Source organism: Mycobacterium paraense, assembly GCF_002101815.1.
Lineage (GTDB): Bacteria > Actinomycetota > Actinomycetes > Mycobacteriales > Mycobacteriaceae > Mycobacterium > Mycobacterium paraense.
Genome location: NZ_LQPM01000008.1, coordinates 271,377 through 286,766, shown reverse-complemented (window position 1 = coordinate 286,766; position 15,390 = coordinate 271,377). Strand labels below are relative to the sequence as shown.

Genomic DNA, 15,390 nt, shown 5'->3' with positions numbered 1-15,390 from the left:
GCCGCTTCTTCCCATCTATGTAGCCTCCCCTAACCTAACCCGCCTGAAGTTAGCATTGCATAAGCTAAGTGTCGAGGTCCCCGGGCCCGCTCGCCTCACGAATCCAAGCCCCGTTCGGCCGTGCTGACCTGCGCGTTCACTGGCCGGCGGCCGGGGCCCGGTGACCAGCGAAGCTTACTGAAAATCATTTTCATTATCAACCCGGCCGTGCTCCCAGGTGCCCGGGACCATCGGCATCGTGGGTCCGCCGCCGAACTCGTCACCGGCAAGCGTGGCCAGGCCCGCCGCCGCTGCGGCCTCCCGGCGCGCCGTACCGGCGAAACCCAGGGCGCCCGCGCCGCGGCCGGACGCCACCGGCTGCGCCGCGTCGATGCTCGGCTCGTCGCCCCACTCCGGGTCGACGAATTCGTAGCGATAACCGCGGTGGTTGTCGTGCAGCGCCGCCCGCCGGCGCCGGCGCGCCCGTTCCTCCTGCCGCGCCGAGGCCGCCGCCGCCGGGGCCGCGGCGCTGTCCGGCTCCGGCGCCTTGCGGCGGGCGCTGCCGCTCATGCCGGTGTCGGACCCGACGGTCGGGCCGCCCACCATATAGGGGAAGGCGCCCCCCGCGACGGGCGACGGCGGCGGGGGCGGCGTTCCGGCCGACGCCGACACGGGAGCCGGCGCGGGGGCCGGCGCCGAGGCCGGACCCGGGGCCGAGGCGGTGGAGGCAACGGTCACCGCCGGGGCGCCGGCGGACGCGGGCATGGCGGGCGCGTCGGGCGCGGGTGCGGCCGCCATGGCGGGCGCCGCCGCGCCGGGCTGAATCCCCGACAGCCCGCTCAGGCCCGCGAACCCGGCCAGGAAACCGCCGCCGAGCGGCGTGGTGACCGCCAGCGGGATGATCGCCTGCAGCTGTGGGAAGGTGTCGAGGACCTCCCCGACGTGGGTGAACTCGTCCGCGACCAGCAGCGGGACGTCGTTTTCGACCTGCGCTATGGACTCGGCGGGGTTTTCGGGGAATTCCTCGAGGTCGCGGCCCAGCGTCTGAAACACCTCGAGGAAGCGGTTCTCCCACCAGCTCAGCTGCGTCGGGTCGCCGCCGTCGTTGTCGATGATGTCGCCGCTGTCGCCGGTGTCGGTGCCGTCGCTGTTGTCGTCGGCGTGCAGGATCTGCGGGGCCGGATCGGTCTGCGGTGCAGAAGCGACCGCCGCGCCGGCGACCGCCTGGTAGGTCGCCATCGTGGTGGCCGCCTGGACCCACATCCGGACGTAGTCGGCCTCGTTCAGTGCGATCGGAATGGTGTTGATGCCGAAGAAGTTGGTCGCCAGCAGCACAGCGTGGATCGCGTGGTTGGCGGCGAGCTCCAGCAGCGTCGGCATGCCGGCCAAGGCCGCGGTGTAGGCCGTCGCGGCGGTCTCGTGCTGGGCGGCCGCCGCGGCGCTGTTGGCGCTGGCCCGCGTCAGCCACGCCAGATACGGCGCGTGCGCCGCCACGTACTGCTCGGCGGTCGGCCCCTGCCACGCCCCGGCCTGCGCGGCGGCCAGGATCGAGGTCAGTTCGTCGGCCACCGACGCGTAGGTGGCGCTCAGCGAACTCCACCCCGCGGCGGCGGCCAGCAGGCCGCCCGGGCCGGGACCGCTGCTCAGCTGGGCCGAATGGATCTCCGGCGGCAACGCCATCCACACCGGCGCTGTCATAGCAACGACTCCTTACCGATCGGGCTGGATCAGACGGCCGCCTGGGCTGTTGGCGGCGTCGCGAGCCCGCAGGTAGTAGTCGGTGGCAGGTGGCGAAAAGTTCCCGTCAGTCCTTGACGGCGCTCACCAGGGTGTTGCGCGCGATCATCGGGCCCGCCTCGGTGTCGGGACCGGGCACCGGCCGGCCGACCTGCCGGAGGTAATCGGCGAGCGGAGTCCCCACGGCGGTCCAGCCGCGCTGGCCGAACCACTCGGTGGCCGGCGCGTGCCGCTCGTTGTAGACCAGCCGAAAGAACAGGCGCTGGTCGCCCTCGGCGGCGGCCGCGCGTTCCTCCTCGACCGCGGCCTCGAACTCGTCCGGCTCCAGGGGCGCGCCGTCTTCGATCGCGACGTGGCTGCCGTGACCGGCCAGGCCGTCGATCCCGGTGAACAGCTGCTCCTGGGCGGCGGCGGGCAGATAGATCAGCAGGCCCTCGGCGATCCAGGCGGACGGCTTGGCGGGATCAAAGCCGTTGTCGCGCAGGGCTTGCGGCCAGTCCTCGCGCAGGTCGACGGCGATCTCGCGGCGCTCGGCGCGCGGTTGGGCGCCGTGGCCGGCGAGCACCTCGCGCTTGAAGTCCAGGACCTGCGGACGGTCCAGCTCGAAGACGACGGTCCCGGCCGGCCAGTCCAGCCGGTAGGCGCGCGAGTCCAGGCCGGCCGCCAGGATGACCACCTGCCGCACGCCCGCGTCGGCCGCCCGGCGGAAGTATTCGTCGAAGTATCGGGTGCGGGCGCCCTGGAAGTTGACGAAGTGCTCGCCGAAGTCGGCGGTCTTCAGCGGGTGGTCGGGTTCCTTGCCGTCCAGGACGTCGGCCGCGCGGCCGCCGACGGCGCGGCAGAACAGCTCCGCATACGGGTCGACGGCCAGCGGATCGGGCTTCTGCGCCTCCAACGCTCGCGCGGTGGCCACGAACAGCGCGGTCGAACCGACACTCGTTGTGATGTCCCAGGTATCACCTTCGCTACGCACCGAACCGACATTACGCCGGCGGGCCGACGTGCCTTTTTCACCAAGGATGCGACTTGGCTCTCGCCTGCCTTAATGAAAACGGTTATCGTTAACCCGTGGTTGTCCCGCACGCCCGCGTAAACCGCGCAGCCGTCGCTGTCGTGATCGCGATGGCCCTCTCTCTGTCGGCGTGTTCGACAGCTCATACCGGAAGCGCTGCGGGCTCCGGCCCCGCCACCCCTCCGGCAGCAAGCGGCAGCGCCGCGGCGGCGTCGTGCCCGACCAGTCCGGTCGCCGTTGTGGTCAGCGTCGATCAGTGGGGCGACATCGTGTCCGAACTCGGCGGCTCATGCGCGACCGTTCGAACCGTGTTGGCCAGCTCGTCGGTCGACCCGCACGAATACGAGCCCTCACCAGCGGACGCGGCGACCTTCGCGGGCGCCAAACTTGTTGTCGTCAACGGCGCCAACTACGACTCGTGGGCCGACAAGCTGGCCGCCGGTTCGGCCGGCGGCGCCCGCATCGTGAGCGCCGCCGCAGTCACAAAAACACCCGTCGGCGCCAATCCGCACTTGTGGTATCTGCCGTCGGCGGTCACCGCTGTCGCCGACGCCGTGACCGCCGAGTTGAGCAGGATCGAGCCGCAAGCCAGCACCTACTTCAGTCAGCGCCGATCCGAATTCACGGCGGCAATCGGGCCCTACACCGGCCTGATCGACAAGATCAAGGCCGGTGCGGCGGGCAAGTCCTACGCGGCTACGGAGACGGTGTTCGACTACCAAGCCCAGTCATTGGGTCTTGTCAACAAGACACCCGCGGGCTATCAGCGGGCGTCGGCCAATGAAACCGACCCGTCGCCGGCGGACATCGACGCGTTCCGCGGCGAGTTGGCCGGCCGGCGCGTGGACGTCCTGATCTACAACACACAGACCGAGGGATCCATCCCCGCGGAGATCCGTTCAGCTGCTGAGCAATCCGGGGTGCCCGTCGTCAACGTCACCGAAACCGTTCCTCCGGGACAGAACTCGTTCGAGGGCTGGCAATACGCCCAGCTGTCCGCATTGGGGAAGGCCCTCGGTGTCGCAGCCTGAGCTCGCATCGACAACACCCGCGCTGGAATGCACTGATGTCAGCGCGGTCCGTGGCGGACGGCTCATCTGGTCACATGGCACCTTCGCGGTGCCCGCGGGCGGTGTCGTTGCCGTCATCGGACCCAACGGGAGCGGCAAGACCACCCTCTTGCAGATGGTCCTCGGGCTGGTCCCCGTCGCCACCGGCGAACTCGAGGTGTTCGGCCGCCGCCCCGGCCAGGCCAATGACCGCATCGGTTACGTGCCGCAGCACTATGCCGAGAGCTCGGGGGAAGCGGTCCGCGCCGCCGACGTGGTGCTGCTCGGGCTCACCGGCCGCAAGTGGGCGTTCGGCCGCAGCACCGTGGCCGAGCGAAGCCGAGTCGACGAGGCGCTGGACGCCGTCGAGGCGACCGAGATCGCGGGCCGGCGCCTGTCGATGCTGTCCGGCGGCCAACGCCAACGCATCGCGATCGCGGCGGCACTCGTGTCCCACCCCCAGTTGCTCATCCTCGACGAACCGCTTGCGTCATTGGATCTGCACAGCCAGCGTGACATTGTCGCGCTTTTGGCCCGGCTGCGCGCCGAACTCGCCGTCACGATCCTGGTTGTCTCCCATGACCTCAATCCGCTGCTACCCGTACTCGACAGCGCGATCTACCTCCTCGACGGGCACCCGCACTACGCACCCATCGACGAGGTAGTCGACGATTCGTTGCTCACCCACCTCTACGGCATTCCAATCCAGGTCGCCCACACCCCGCACGGCGAGCTGTACATGCGGAGCGCGCTGTGACCGCACATCTCACAGCCTTTGGCTACCAACCGAATTGGTGGCCGATTCTGACGTCGGCGTTCATGGGCAATGCCCTGATCGGCGGCACCATCGTCGCCCTCGCCGCCGGGTTGATCGGGTACTTCGTTGTGGTGCGGCGGACCGCCTTCGCCGCCCATGCCCTGGCGCACATCGGATTTCCCGGCGCGACAGGGGCGGTCCTGCTGGGCGTTCCCGTCGTCGTCGGGCTCGGTGTCTTCTGCGTCGGCGGGGCTCTGGTGATCGGCGCGCTGGGCAAACGCGCCGCCGATCGAGAAGTGGTCACCGGCACGGTCCTGGCGGGCGCAACCGGTTTGGGCCTGTTCTTCAATTCGCTCGCCACCAAGAGCTCCAGCACCGTCACCAACGTGTTGTTCGGCAACCTGCTCGCCATCTCTGACTCCCAGTTGGTCAGTTTCGGAATTCTGCTGCTGGTGCTGGGGCTCAGCGTGGGCGTCGTCTACCGACCGCTGTTGTTCGCCTCGGTCAACGCCCTCGTCGCCGAGGCGAAGGGCGTGCCCGTGCGTGCCCTATCCATGCTCTTCATGGCCCTGCTCGGGGTCACCGTTTCCATGGCCGTGCAGGCCGTCGGCACGCTGCTGTTGTTCGCCCTCGTCGTCACTCCCGCCGCGACGGCAATAATGCTCACCCCCCGTCCGGCGCGGGCCATGGCCGCCTCGACGGCGATCAGCCTGAGCGCGGTGTGGCTCGGGCTGGGCGCGTCGGCCATGTTCAACCTGCCACCGAGCTTCCCGGTGGTCACCATCGCCTGTGCAATCTGGGCGACGGTGTGGGTAAGCGATCGCACCCGACGCGTCGCAGCACAGGCCATTGACGAACTCAGGCGTGCCCCAACCACATTGACCGCATCGACGGGCCCTACTTCCACCACGTCCGGGTTTTGACAACGTCGCAAACGCCGAAAGGAGCGTTCCTGTGCCTGCGCCTGCCGAGCCGCCACGGCGGCGCTCCACGGCAAAGCAGCGCGCCGTCTTGGAGGTGCTGCGCGAACACGAGAACTTCCGCAGCGCCCAACAGATCTATCTGGACATCCGCCATCATCGGCAGCTGCGGATCGGCTTGACCAGCGTCTACCGCATCCTGCGCACGATGGCCACCGATCGGATCGCCGAGACCCAGCGGGCCGAGGACGGTGAGGTCCTATACCGCCTGCGGACCGGCCAAGACCATCGTCACTATCTGGTCTGCCGGCAGTGCGGCAGGGCCGAGGGCTTCACCCCGGTCGACATCGAAGAGGACACCCGACGCCTCAGCCGTCAACACCGTTACACCGACGTCACCCACTACGTCGATCTCTATGGCATCTGTCCGCGCTGCCAAACCGCCCCTTCGATCGAAACCCAAGGGACCACAAGGGTTCCGCATCAAATCGGTCCTGACCGCTACCCGGATGGCCTCCGGCCGTAGCGGCGGTGGAATTTCTCGACTTGCCCCGCAGTGTCGACGACGCGGCGACCGCCCGTCCAAAACGGGTGTGAATCCGAGGTGACGTCGACGACGACAAGCGGGTAGGTGCGCACGCCGTCCGCCGTCCGCCATTCGACGGTGCGCCGGCTGGTGAGCGTCGATCGGGTCAAAAACATCGCGCCGGTGGTGGCGTCTTGGAAGACCACGGGATGGTAATCGGGGTGAATGCCGGGTTTCATCGGCGGTCCTCGTCCCTGACGTGGTGGGCAGACACGTCAGCGGCTTCCAGCGCCGCACAAGGGTCTTCGTGCCAGTCGCCGAATGGATCGTCGTAATGAATCCAGTCCTGCGGGAAGCGGCACTCGTCGTCGGTCAGCAACGCGCCAGTGAGACCCTCCAGGATGTCGGCGGCATGCGCGCCGCACACCAGCACGGTCATCGCCGTGTGTCGATCGGCATGCCGGTCGTCCCACCTCAGGTCGGCCAAGGCGCGCCGTTCCGCGTCGACGCCGGCCAGCTCGGCCGCCGTCTGGGCGGCCAGCCACTTGCCGGCCGAGGTCACCCGCAACCCGGCGCCGGCGGACTCCAGCCACATCGCGTGCTCGGGGCGGCTGGCCAGCCAGAGCCGACCCCGGGTTCGAATCACGCCGTCGAGCAACAGATCCAGGCAATCGTGCAGACGCTGGGGATGGAACGGGCGCCGGGCATAGAACTCGATCAGGCCGATGGGCCCGCGCGAGTCCAGGGGTGGCTGTCCGGCCAGCAGCGGACCGTGGGGATCGTCGCTTCGCCCCCGCCGGGCGCCTGGCACCAGATTGACGAGGGCACGCTCGATTCCGTCGGCCCCCACCCGGATCCGCGCTCGTGGTGACAGCCGGCGCAGCACGCTGGCCACGTGTGGGTCTGGGCGGTTGAGCACCACGACATCGGCGAACTCTGCCTGGCCTACGACGACCTGCGCCTCGGTGCGCCCGTCGGTGAGTTCGGTGTCACCGAGCGCCTGGCTCAGCCACAGCGACGAGTCGACACAGGTCACCACCGCGGCGATCGAGACATCGACGGCCGCGGGGCCGTCGACATACCCGGGCGCTACCCGGATTCGGACATGGTCGATGGCGATGCAGATCGGTTCGGGTTCCAGCCAGGGCGCCAGATGAACCACGATGCGGTCGACGTCCTCGCGGCGGTGCAGCTGCCGCAAGAGCACCAGCAGGTCATTGCGGATGGTGCACGACGCGCAGCCGTGCGCAAGTTCGAGCGCCGACTCCGCCGTTGTCAACACGCCGTGCTGAAGAGCCACCATCGTCCGGCGCACGACATCACCGTCGAAACGGTGCTCAACGACCAGCGTTCCGGGCCTGCGAAGGAGTGTCCCCACGATCGGGTCGGTGTCGGTCTGCCCGGCGACCAGGATGACGGGAGTCCGCATCAGTCCCCCTTTATCGATAATCATTTTCATTAACGCTGTCTGTACGGTACCGTCTCCGGCAGGGCTTGTCGAAAATGATTTTCAATAAGGCTGCGATCATGCCCGCGGAGGGAACAATGTCTGCTCACTGCCAGGTGACCGGCCGTGGACCGGGTTTCGGTAACGCGGTATCGCATTCGCACCGGCGAACCCGCCGACGATGGTCACCCAACGTTCAGCTCAAGACCTATTACCTGCCATCGGAGGGCCGCCGGATTCGGCTGCGGGTCAGCGCGAAGGGCATCAAGGTCATCGACCGTGACGGCATCGAGGCGGTGGTGGCGAGGCTGCGTCGCGAAGGGCAGCGGACCTGATGGCCCGCAACGAGATCCGTCCGCTGGTCAAGCTGCGCTCGACGGCTGGGACCGGCTACACGTACGTGACACGCAAGAACCGGCGCAATGATCCGGACCGTTTGGTGCTGCGCAAGTACGACCCGGTAGTCCGCCGCCATGTCGATTTCCGAGAAGAGCGCTAGGAATGGCCAAGAAATCCAAGATCGTCAGGAACGAGCACCGGCGGGCGGTCGTGGCGCGCTACGCGCAACGCCGCGCCGAACTGAAAGAGGTCATTCGCTCACCATCGAGCACCGGTGACCAACGGGCGTCCGCGCAGCGCGAGTTGGCCCGTCAGCCCCGCGACGCCAGCGCGGTCCGGTTGCGCAATCGCGACTCCGTCGACGGGCGCCCCCGCGGACACCTGCGCAAATTCGGTCTGTCGCGGGTCAGGGTCCGCCAGTTGGCCCATGACGGTCAGCTGCCCGGGGTGCGCAAGGCAAGCTGGTGACGGGCAAGAAACCTCAGCGAGCTCGTCGCCTCGCAAAGGCTAGCGGCGGCTCCTCCGCCAAGAAGAATCTCCTTGCCAGCCTTGGGCTCAGCGCGGTCGACTACAAGGACACCGCGGTATTGCGCGTGTTCATCTCCGAACGCGGCAAGATCCGCTCCCGCCAGGTCACCGGTCTTACCGTCCAACAACAAAGGCAGGTCGCGCCGCGATCAAGAATGCGCGCGAGATGGCGCTGCTGCCCTACCCGGGCACGAGCCGGGGGCAGTGATTGACCACGCCACGCCGCGGCACCGACCGCCCGTTCACCGTCGTCGTATGCACCGCGTGCACGGGCCCCGATGACTTGTCCGTCGTCGACCAGCTACGTCCCACCATCCGACGCTGCCCCCGCGCCATGCTTGTCTCCGCCGCCTGCATGCTCGGACCACTCACCTGCGCTTCCCGCCCGTCCGGGCGCGGCGTCATGGCTCTTGTCCAGCCCTGCACTAACGACCGGGCAGCCTGCGGGCCACCCCATTGGATCGGCCCCATCAGCGACAACAGTCAGACGGCGGCCCTGCGCGATTGGCTGGAGCTCGGCCAATGGGAAAACACGCCCGTTCCAACGCATCTCAACAGGCATCAACTCTGGATGGGCAACACCGGTCGGAGCAATTGAGGTCCCGACAACTCGTCAATGCGGGTAGTCATACGGGTTGGCCGGGGCATCGATGCGAGTGACCACGGTCGCCTGCAACGTCGGAATCTTGGCTGAATTCGGTTGCCGCGGTGGGACTTCTCCCTCGACCCGAAGCCACGTGTTGTCGGGCAATCGCGCAGCCTGAGCGGCGGCCGGGCCGCCCAGATGGATTCGCGCCAGTTGGGCGTCGGCCGCGCAACAGATGATGACGACGCGACCAAGGTCGACGCCCTGCGCCTCGTTCAGCACGAAGCCGGTCACTGTGATCGGCCGATCTTTCAGCGAGCCGCTGGTGTCCTGAGCCTCGCGCATAAGCACCTCGGGCAGCGACAGCTCGGGCGCCCTGCCAGGGGGCAGCGGTGGGAATGCGCGATTCAGAACATCATTGGACACCGATGCCACGGACGGCGCGGCGGCCGAGGGCCGAAGCGCCGGTGGCGTCACGAAACACAGGGCCACGATCGGAACGACGAGCAGCCACACGATGCCGCGCCGATGGGAGTGCTCGTGGCCGTGATCGTCACCCTGGTCGCTGATCGGCGGACCACCGCGGCGGATGTCGCGAAGCATCGCCAAGAGCGCCAGGCCGATGAGGAGCACCGCCGAGGCGACCAGCCATGGCAGCAGTCCCGGCTTGACGTAGCGGGTGAACTCACCCGTGATGGTGATCATGACGATGCTGATGCCCACCACCAGCAGCACGGTGTTCTCGGTTTCGCGGGTCATTACCTGCCGCCGCCCAGAACCAAAAGCCCCACGCCACAGGCGCATCCGATCGCGACAAGGAACGTGCAGGGGGCGAAGCGGGCCGCAAAAGCCCGGCCGAACATCCCCGCCTGCATCGCGAACAGCTTTACGTCGACCGCCGGGCCCACAACCAGAAACACCAGCCGGGGCAGCAGCGGCACCATGATCATGCTGGCGGCCACGAACGCGTCGGCCTCCGAGCACAACGCCAGCACTACCGCCAGGGCGGCCATCACCACGACACCCAGGACCAGGTTCGCGGCCAGATGCGTGAACACCCAACGCGGCACCACCACGTGAAGCGCCGCCGCCGCGGCGGCGCCCAGTACCAGATACGACGCGGCCTGAAGGAAGTCGTGCCTTGCCGCCTCGGTGAACACTTCCCACCGCGACTCGGTCCCGGTTCGCAAAGCGGGCGAACGGCGCGTGACCCACTCGGCGCGGCCCCAACGTGACCATATCCAGCCCATGATCACCGCGGTCAGCAGCGACGCCCCCATCCGCGCGACGACCATCTTGGGCGCACCGGGAAACGCAACCGCGGTGGCCACGAGCACTACCGGGTTGATCGCCGGCGCGGCAAGCATGAACGTCAAAGCCGCGGCCCCGGTGGCCCCGCCTTCGCCGAACAACCGCCGTGCCACCGGGACCGAACCGCATTCGCAGCCGGGCAGCGCGGCACCGCCGGCTCCGGCGGCCAACACCGCGATGGCGGGACGACGCGGCAGCCAGCGCGCCAACCGTTCCGGCGACACGAACACGGCGATCAATCCGCTAACCACGACGCCGAGCGCCAGGAACGGAACCGCCTGCACAAACACCCCGCAGAACACCGTCCCGGCGGTCGATAACGCCGGATTGAGGGCGACTACGTTCCGCAGCCTCGTCGCCGCGAAAGCGCCGACGAGCAAAATGCCCACCAGCACTTCCATCGACCCAACGCGCAACCGGGGCCGCGCCCTCAGCGTGGCCATCGCCTCAGTATGTCAGCGCGCCGGCGGCACGTCGGGACCTGCGGACAATGTCGGCCGGATTCCAGAGGACGCAACGCTAACCGTCGCGTGGTTCGCGGTCGTGGACCCCTTCGGCGCGCTGGGGCGCACTGTCCGGACCCCACGTGCCCGGCAACATTGGCGCCCTTGGGCCCCCGCCGAACTCGTCATCGGCCAGGGTGGTCAAACCCGCCGCCTCGGCGACCGCTTGTTTGCGCGCCGTGCCGGCGAACCCCAGCGTTCCGGCGCCCCGATCGGAGGCTTCACTCTCGGCGGCGGGCGCTCCAACCCAGTCCGGGTCGACGTCGACATTCATGTCCATGTACTCGTCGCCGTACCCAGCCTGCCGCTGCCGTTGGCGCCGACGCGCCCGTGCCGCCGCGCGAGCAGACGCCGCGGCAGCCACTGCGGCCGCATCCGGCTCCGGCGCTTTCCGTTTCGCGCTCGAGCTTGCACTGGCGCCCATTCCGGAGCCGAAGCCGATGCCGGGAGGCCCCACAGCATAGGGCGGGAAGAACCCCGGCGAACCCGCGGCCGCGGGCGGCGTCGGGGCCGGACTCGGAGGGGCCGGGGGGCTGGAAGGAGTGGGCGCGGGCGCAGACGCCGACACCGGGGCGGTGGCCGGCGCGGCGAAAGTCGGGCCCATCGCGACCGGCAACAGGGGTGACGCGGCGGGCACGGGTGCCGGCGCCGGTGCGACAGGGGGTGGGGGCACGGCGGCCAGGCCGGCCAGTCCGCCCAACCCGCCGAGCGCGCCCAAGGGGGCGAGGGCTGGCGCCGCGAGGACCACCGCGGCCGGCTGCGTGACCCCGAATGAGGCAATTTCCGCTATGTGAAGCGGCCAGTCGAACAGCTCGAGGCTAATCAGGTACTGAACGGCCAGCACCGGATTTTGCGTAAGATACACGCCGAACTGTTCAAGGTCCTCGAGGACTTCCAGGGATCGGACTACATAGAAGATCGCTTGGCTCGGGTCCGCATAATCGTCGTATTCGAGTCCGTTGACGGTGCCCCCGGCGGGATTCCACGTCACTCCGAAGTTCTGCAGGATCTGCGCGATGAGTTGATTCAGCGGGTTGTCGACCAGCGGGTCGTGTGCGAGTTGGAGGTTTCCGATACCCAAGTCGTTTTGGAGAAAATCCACGAGCCACTGCGGGAGGCCCAGCGGGTTGTCGGACTGCGATATCGCTTCGAGGTTCTGCGAGATCTGCTGCGGAAGCCCCAGCAGATTTTGCACCAACTGCTCGATCTGCTGCTGCAGCCCCTGCAACGGGTTGGCGGTCGCCGACGACTGGGCCGGGGCTTGCGCATCGGATTTCAAGATTTGGGGGGCCGGGGTGGTTTGCGGGCTGGCCGCCACAGCCGCGCCGGAGACCCCTTGATAGGTGGCCATCGTCGTGGCGGCCTGGATCCACATCCGCACGTAGTCAGCCTCGTTGAGCGCGATCGGAATCGTGTTGATCCCAAAGAAATTGGTCGCCACCAACGCCCCATGGATGACGTGGTTGGCGGCCAATTCGGGCAGCGTCGGCATCGCAGCCAGCGCCGCGGTGTACGCGGTGGCCGCCGTCTCGTGCTGAGCGGCCGTCGCCGCGCTATTCGCGCTGGCCTGCATAAGCCACACCAGATATGGCGCATGCGCGACCACGTACGACCCTGCGCTGGGCCCCTCCCAGGCACCGGCCTGCACCGACGCCAACAAGGCGGTGAGTTCGTCTGCAGCCGAAGCATATTCAGAACTCAAGGAGTTCCAGGCGGCCGCGGCCGCCAGCACCGATCCGGGCCCCGGGCCGCTGCTCAGCAGCGCCGAGTGCACCTCCGGCGGGGAGGCCATCCAAATCGGCGCGGTCATAGCGGCATTCCTCGGGCTGGAAGTGTTACCAGCCAAGAAGCCTAATGAAAATGATTGTCGTTATCAAGCCGCCGCGGTGGGCGCCGGTGCCGCAGCTACACCAGCGGACGTCCCGTCCTGATCCGGCGGTCCAGGTCCCAGAGCATCCAGTTGAACGGGAACTCTCGGACGCGCCGCGGCAACAGGTTGTTCACCGCCCCCACGACCCTCATCAAGCGATCGAAGCGGCGTTGCTTGGCGGCGTCCCACGGCAACCGCATCTCGTCGCGAAACCGTTGCGGCAAGAACCCAGTGGTGATCAGCAGGTTGAAATCCTCCGACCGCCGCTGCAGCCAACGCGGCAACGAGAATCCGCGAATCCTGGACACGGCGATCGGGTAGAGGAACTCGCGGACGGTGTCGTCGATATGAACTTTCTCCAGCGACTCCTGCCAATACCGGTCGAAGGCCGCCCGGTCCGGTGGCCACATCTCCGGCGGCACCTGCAAGGTGGTGCCCAGCGTCATGCCGTCGCGGTAAAAGCGATCGGCTTCCTCGTCGTCCATCTCACCCACGAAGGTGCGATAGATGTCGATGCCGCCCTTGTAGATGCAGGCCGCCACCCACAACTGCAGTTCGGGGTCGAACGCGTTGTACGACACCGGACTATCGGAAGTTGAGTAGACCTGCGCGTGCGAGCGGTTGACGGCGCGGCGATACGCCGCCTTCTGGGCCTCGGTTCCCGCATTCGCCACCGCGATGTAGGTGAAGGTGGTGCGCGCGCGCTTGATCGGGTGGCGGTCGATTCGGCCGCTCTCGACCCGACTTTCCACGACGCCGTGGCCGACGCCGGGCCGCGACAACTCCATGATCACGTTGGCCGGACCCGCCAGCAGCGCGACGCCCATCATGCCGTAATCGGCGGCCGCCCGCCGGCGCCGGATCGAATGCGGACGCGGCGGATCGGATATCGGGCGCTCCACATGGGGAATCGACTCGTGGACCGTCTGCTGAATCGCCATCGTTGAACTCCCCGCTAAATGTGCGAACGTCTGTTTCCTGATGTTGTCGTGTCCGCGGGCCGGTGTCAAGATGGTGGCTATGGGTGAGGGTTCCAGCGCGCGGCCCTACCGCGGCGTCGAGGCGGCCGAGCGGCTCGCCGGCCGCCGGCGTCGGCTGCTGACCGCGGGCCTGGAGCTGCTGGGCGCCGAACAACGGGACATCTCCGACCTGACCGTTCGCGGCATCTGCGGCCAAGCCGGCCTGGCGGCGCGCTACTTCTACGAGAGCTTCACCGACAAGGACCAGTTCGTCGGGCGGGTGTTCGACTGGGTGGTCGCCGAGCTGGCGGCCACCACCCAGGCCGCGGTGGCCGCGGTGCCGCCGCAGGAGAAGACCCGCGCCGGGATGGCCAACATCGTGCGCACCATCGCCGATGACCCCCGGATCGGGCGGTTGCTGTTCAGCACCCAGCTGGCCAACTCGGTCATCGTGCGCAAGCGCGCCGAATCCAGCGCCCTGTTCGCCATGCTGTCCGGCCGGCACGCCGTCGAGGCGCTGCGGGCGCCGGCGAACGAGCGCGTCACGGCGGCGGCGCACTTCGCGGTCGGCGGCGTCGGGCAGACCATCAGCGCCTGGCTGGCCGGCGACGTCCAGCTCGCGCCCGACCAGCTCGTCGATCACCTGGCGGCGCTGCTCGAGGAACTCACCAACCCGGAGCTGTACCGCGTCAAGGAAACAGCGGCAGGTGCCACAGCCGCATCCCAGGATTGATCAACCACAACCGCGTCAGCGTGAGTCGCAGCAGCCGCTGCGCACTGAAGATCATGAAGACCGCCACCGGCACCTCGATCAGCAACGCCGTGGTCACCGACAGCCAGACGTCCTTGGGCCCCGCGGTCATCAGGTCGAACCAGGCGTCGCAGATCAGCAACACCCCGGTGGTGAACGCGGCCGGGACCAGCAGCTGGCGGCGCAGGTAGCCGAGCACCGCGGTGGCCATCATGAACCCGACCAGCAGGACGTCGAAGCCGATCCACGTGAGGGTCCAATTGTGGGCGACGTAGTTCTGCGGCAACGTCATCGCCAGATACCCGAGCCAGGGGACCATCGCGATCGAGCCGCCCGTCATCAGGCCCAACCGGATGCGGCGTATCCGGCCCAGCAGCGCCGGGTCGATCACGTCGCTCAGCGGTTTCTCCAGGCGGCTGATCAGCTCGCGCCGCTGTTCGGGCGTCAACGCCGCGATCTGGGCGTCGGACAGAATGCCGTCGGTCATCTCCGCTTCAGCGTACGGCCTCCACGGGCGGCGTGCGGTCGGCGGCGGTCTTGGGGACGGCCTTGGTGTCGTTCGCGCCGAATTCCCTGACCCAGCAGGCGAATTCCAGCGTGATGCCGTCGGGATCCTGGAAGTAGAACGAGCGCACGTACACGCCGGGATGGACCGTCGCGGAAACCTGGCGCTCGCTCTCGTCATGGTTGAGCACCGGCCCGACCCGCACACCTTTGTCCTTGAGCCGCTGCCGGTAGTCGTCGAACTTCTCGGCCGGCACGTGGAATGCCAGATGGTTCATGGTGCTCACCGCGCTTGTGATGTCCCCGATGCCGGGGATCGCACCCGGCGACGAGAGGCCGGGCACGCGGTCGGGGGCGTCGGCGAACCAGAAGAACGCCACGCAATCGCCGTTGCCGGCGTCGAAGAAGAAGTGCTGCCCCGCGCTGTCGGGCAGGTCGAGCGACTTGATCAACGGCATCCCGAGGATGTTGGAGTAGAAGTCCACAGTGCGCGCCATGTCCGAACACACCAGCGCGACATGGTTGATGCCGCCGAGCTCGAATTCCGTGTTGGCGTTGTGCGGCTTGATCATCGTGCGGCTCCCGTCCGCGGGTCATGGCCAAGATGCGAAT

At 68.1% G+C, this 15,390-nt stretch carries 18 protein-coding genes and 1 pseudogene; 9 read left to right on the top strand and 10 right to left on the bottom strand.

Annotated elements, in window-relative coordinates; genetic code table 11:
- Positions 1–174 precede the first annotated feature (174 nt).
- Both AWB89_RS08060 and AWB89_RS08055 read right to left on the bottom strand, forming a co-directional pair.
- On the bottom strand, positions 175–1,677 hold the full coding sequence (locus AWB89_RS08060) for a PPE family protein (RefSeq protein ID WP_085172693.1): 1,503 nt from the start codon (positions 1,675–1,677) through the stop codon (positions 175–177).
- 106 nt (positions 1,678–1,783) lie between these two features.
- A complete protein-coding gene (locus tag AWB89_RS08055) occupies positions 1,784–2,689 on the bottom strand; it encodes a class I SAM-dependent methyltransferase (RefSeq protein WP_085102298.1) in 906 nt (301 codons plus the stop codon).
- A 278-nt stretch (positions 2,690–2,967) separates the two neighbouring features.
- On the opposite strand from AWB89_RS08055, the gene AWB89_RS08050 reads away from it, so the two are divergent.
- The 4 genes from AWB89_RS08050 to AWB89_RS08035 all read left to right on the top strand — a co-directional run bounded on the left by AWB89_RS08050 (position 2,968) and on the right by AWB89_RS08035 (position 5,980).
- Entirely contained in the window at positions 2,968–3,759 is a 792-nt protein-coding gene (locus AWB89_RS08050; RefSeq protein WP_139830820.1) for a metal ABC transporter solute-binding protein, Zn/Mn family, read from the top strand.
- On the top strand, positions 3,746–4,534 hold the full coding sequence (locus AWB89_RS08045; protein ID WP_085172692.1) for a metal ABC transporter ATP-binding protein: 789 nt from the start codon (positions 3,746–3,748) through the stop codon (positions 4,532–4,534). Before AWB89_RS08050 ends, AWB89_RS08045 begins: the two co-directional genes overlap by 14 nt.
- 62 nt (positions 4,535–4,596) lie before the next feature.
- Positions 4,597–5,457 (top strand): metal ABC transporter permease, encoded by an 861-nt coding sequence (locus AWB89_RS08040; RefSeq protein WP_085102302.1) that lies wholly within the window; start codon positions 4,597–4,599, stop codon positions 5,455–5,457.
- Positions 5,458–5,551: 94 nt separating this feature from the next.
- Positions 5,552–5,980: a Fur family transcriptional regulator gene (locus AWB89_RS08035; protein ID WP_308206689.1), complete on the top strand. Its 429-nt coding sequence runs from the start codon at positions 5,552–5,554 to the stop codon at positions 5,978–5,980.
- On the opposite strand, the gene AWB89_RS08030 is transcribed toward AWB89_RS08035, so the two are convergent.
- Together AWB89_RS08030 and mrf are read right to left on the bottom strand one after the other, a co-directional pair.
- Positions 5,956–6,219: a type B 50S ribosomal protein L31 gene (locus AWB89_RS08030; RefSeq protein ID WP_085102306.1), complete on the bottom strand. Its 264-nt coding sequence runs from the start codon at positions 6,217–6,219 to the stop codon at positions 5,956–5,958. The two genes, AWB89_RS08035 and AWB89_RS08030, sit on opposite strands and share 25 nt — an antisense overlap.
- Complete coding sequence (gene mrf, locus AWB89_RS08025) at positions 6,216–7,409, bottom strand: ribosome hibernation factor-recruiting GTPase MRF (RefSeq protein WP_085102308.1); 1,194 nt, start codon at positions 7,407–7,409, stop codon at positions 6,216–6,218. Before mrf ends, AWB89_RS08030 begins: the two co-directional genes overlap by 4 nt.
- 116 nt (positions 7,410–7,525) lie before the next feature.
- Here mrf and rpmB point away from each other — a divergent pair, with 116 nt between their 5' ends.
- From rpmB to rpsR, 4 genes and pseudogenes are all read left to right on the top strand, one after another.
- Complete coding sequence (gene rpmB / locus AWB89_RS08020) at positions 7,526–7,762, top strand: 50S ribosomal protein L28 (protein WP_085103068.1); 237 nt, start codon at positions 7,526–7,528, stop codon at positions 7,760–7,762.
- Positions 7,762–7,926 carry a 50S ribosomal protein L33 gene (gene rpmG / locus AWB89_RS08015; RefSeq protein WP_085102310.1) on the top strand — a complete coding sequence of 55 codons (165 nt, stop codon included), beginning with the start codon at positions 7,762–7,764 and terminating at the stop codon, positions 7,924–7,926. The genes rpmB and rpmG overlap by 1 nt, the downstream gene beginning before the upstream one ends.
- 2 nt (positions 7,927–7,928) lie before the next feature.
- Positions 7,929–8,234, top strand: a complete 306-nt coding sequence (gene rpsN / locus AWB89_RS08010) for a 30S ribosomal protein S14 (protein WP_085102312.1) — start codon at positions 7,929–7,931, stop codon at positions 8,232–8,234.
- A pseudogene (gene rpsR, locus AWB89_RS08005) lies at positions 8,231–8,502 on the top strand (30S ribosomal protein S18). The gene rpsN and the pseudogene rpsR overlap by 4 nt, the downstream one beginning before the upstream one ends.
- Before the next feature lie 405 nt (positions 8,503–8,907).
- On the opposite strand, the gene AWB89_RS07995 reads toward rpsR, so the two are convergent.
- The 4 genes from AWB89_RS07995 to AWB89_RS07980 form a co-directional block, all read right to left on the bottom strand.
- The gene (locus tag AWB89_RS07995; RefSeq protein WP_085172691.1) at positions 8,908–9,639 is read right to left on the bottom strand and encodes a TIGR03943 family putative permease subunit; all 732 of its coding nucleotides are present in this window, start codon (positions 9,637–9,639) and stop codon (positions 8,908–8,910) included.
- The gene (locus AWB89_RS07990; protein WP_085102318.1) at positions 9,639–10,634 is read right to left on the bottom strand and encodes a permease; all 996 of its coding nucleotides are present in this window, start codon (positions 10,632–10,634) and stop codon (positions 9,639–9,641) included. The genes AWB89_RS07995 and AWB89_RS07990 overlap by 1 nt, the downstream gene beginning before the upstream one ends.
- A 76-nt stretch (positions 10,635–10,710) precedes the next feature.
- The gene (locus AWB89_RS07985; protein WP_085102320.1) at positions 10,711–12,504 is read right to left on the bottom strand and encodes a PPE family protein; all 1,794 of its coding nucleotides are present in this window, start codon (positions 12,502–12,504) and stop codon (positions 10,711–10,713) included.
- Positions 12,505–12,599: 95 nt separating this feature from the next.
- Positions 12,600–13,505 carry an oxygenase MpaB family protein gene (locus AWB89_RS07980; protein WP_085102322.1) on the bottom strand — a complete coding sequence of 302 codons (906 nt, stop codon included), beginning with the start codon at positions 13,503–13,505 and terminating at the stop codon, positions 12,600–12,602.
- Between the two features lie 70 nt (positions 13,506–13,575).
- Here AWB89_RS07980 and AWB89_RS07975 point away from each other — a divergent pair, with 70 nt between their 5' ends.
- Positions 13,576–14,256 carry a TetR/AcrR family transcriptional regulator gene (locus AWB89_RS07975; RefSeq protein WP_085103070.1) on the top strand — a complete coding sequence of 227 codons (681 nt, stop codon included), beginning with the start codon at positions 13,576–13,578 and terminating at the stop codon, positions 14,254–14,256.
- Here AWB89_RS07975 and AWB89_RS07970 read toward each other — a convergent pair.
- Complete coding sequence (locus AWB89_RS07970) at positions 14,213–14,761, bottom strand: hypothetical protein (protein WP_085102324.1); 549 nt, start codon at positions 14,759–14,761, stop codon at positions 14,213–14,215. The two genes, AWB89_RS07975 and AWB89_RS07970, sit on opposite strands and share 44 nt — an antisense overlap.
- A 7-nt stretch (positions 14,762–14,768) precedes the next feature.
- On the bottom strand, positions 14,769–15,350 hold the full coding sequence (locus AWB89_RS07965) for a VOC family protein (protein ID WP_085172690.1): 582 nt from the start codon (positions 15,348–15,350) through the stop codon (positions 14,769–14,771).
- Positions 15,351–15,390 lie beyond the last annotated feature (40 nt).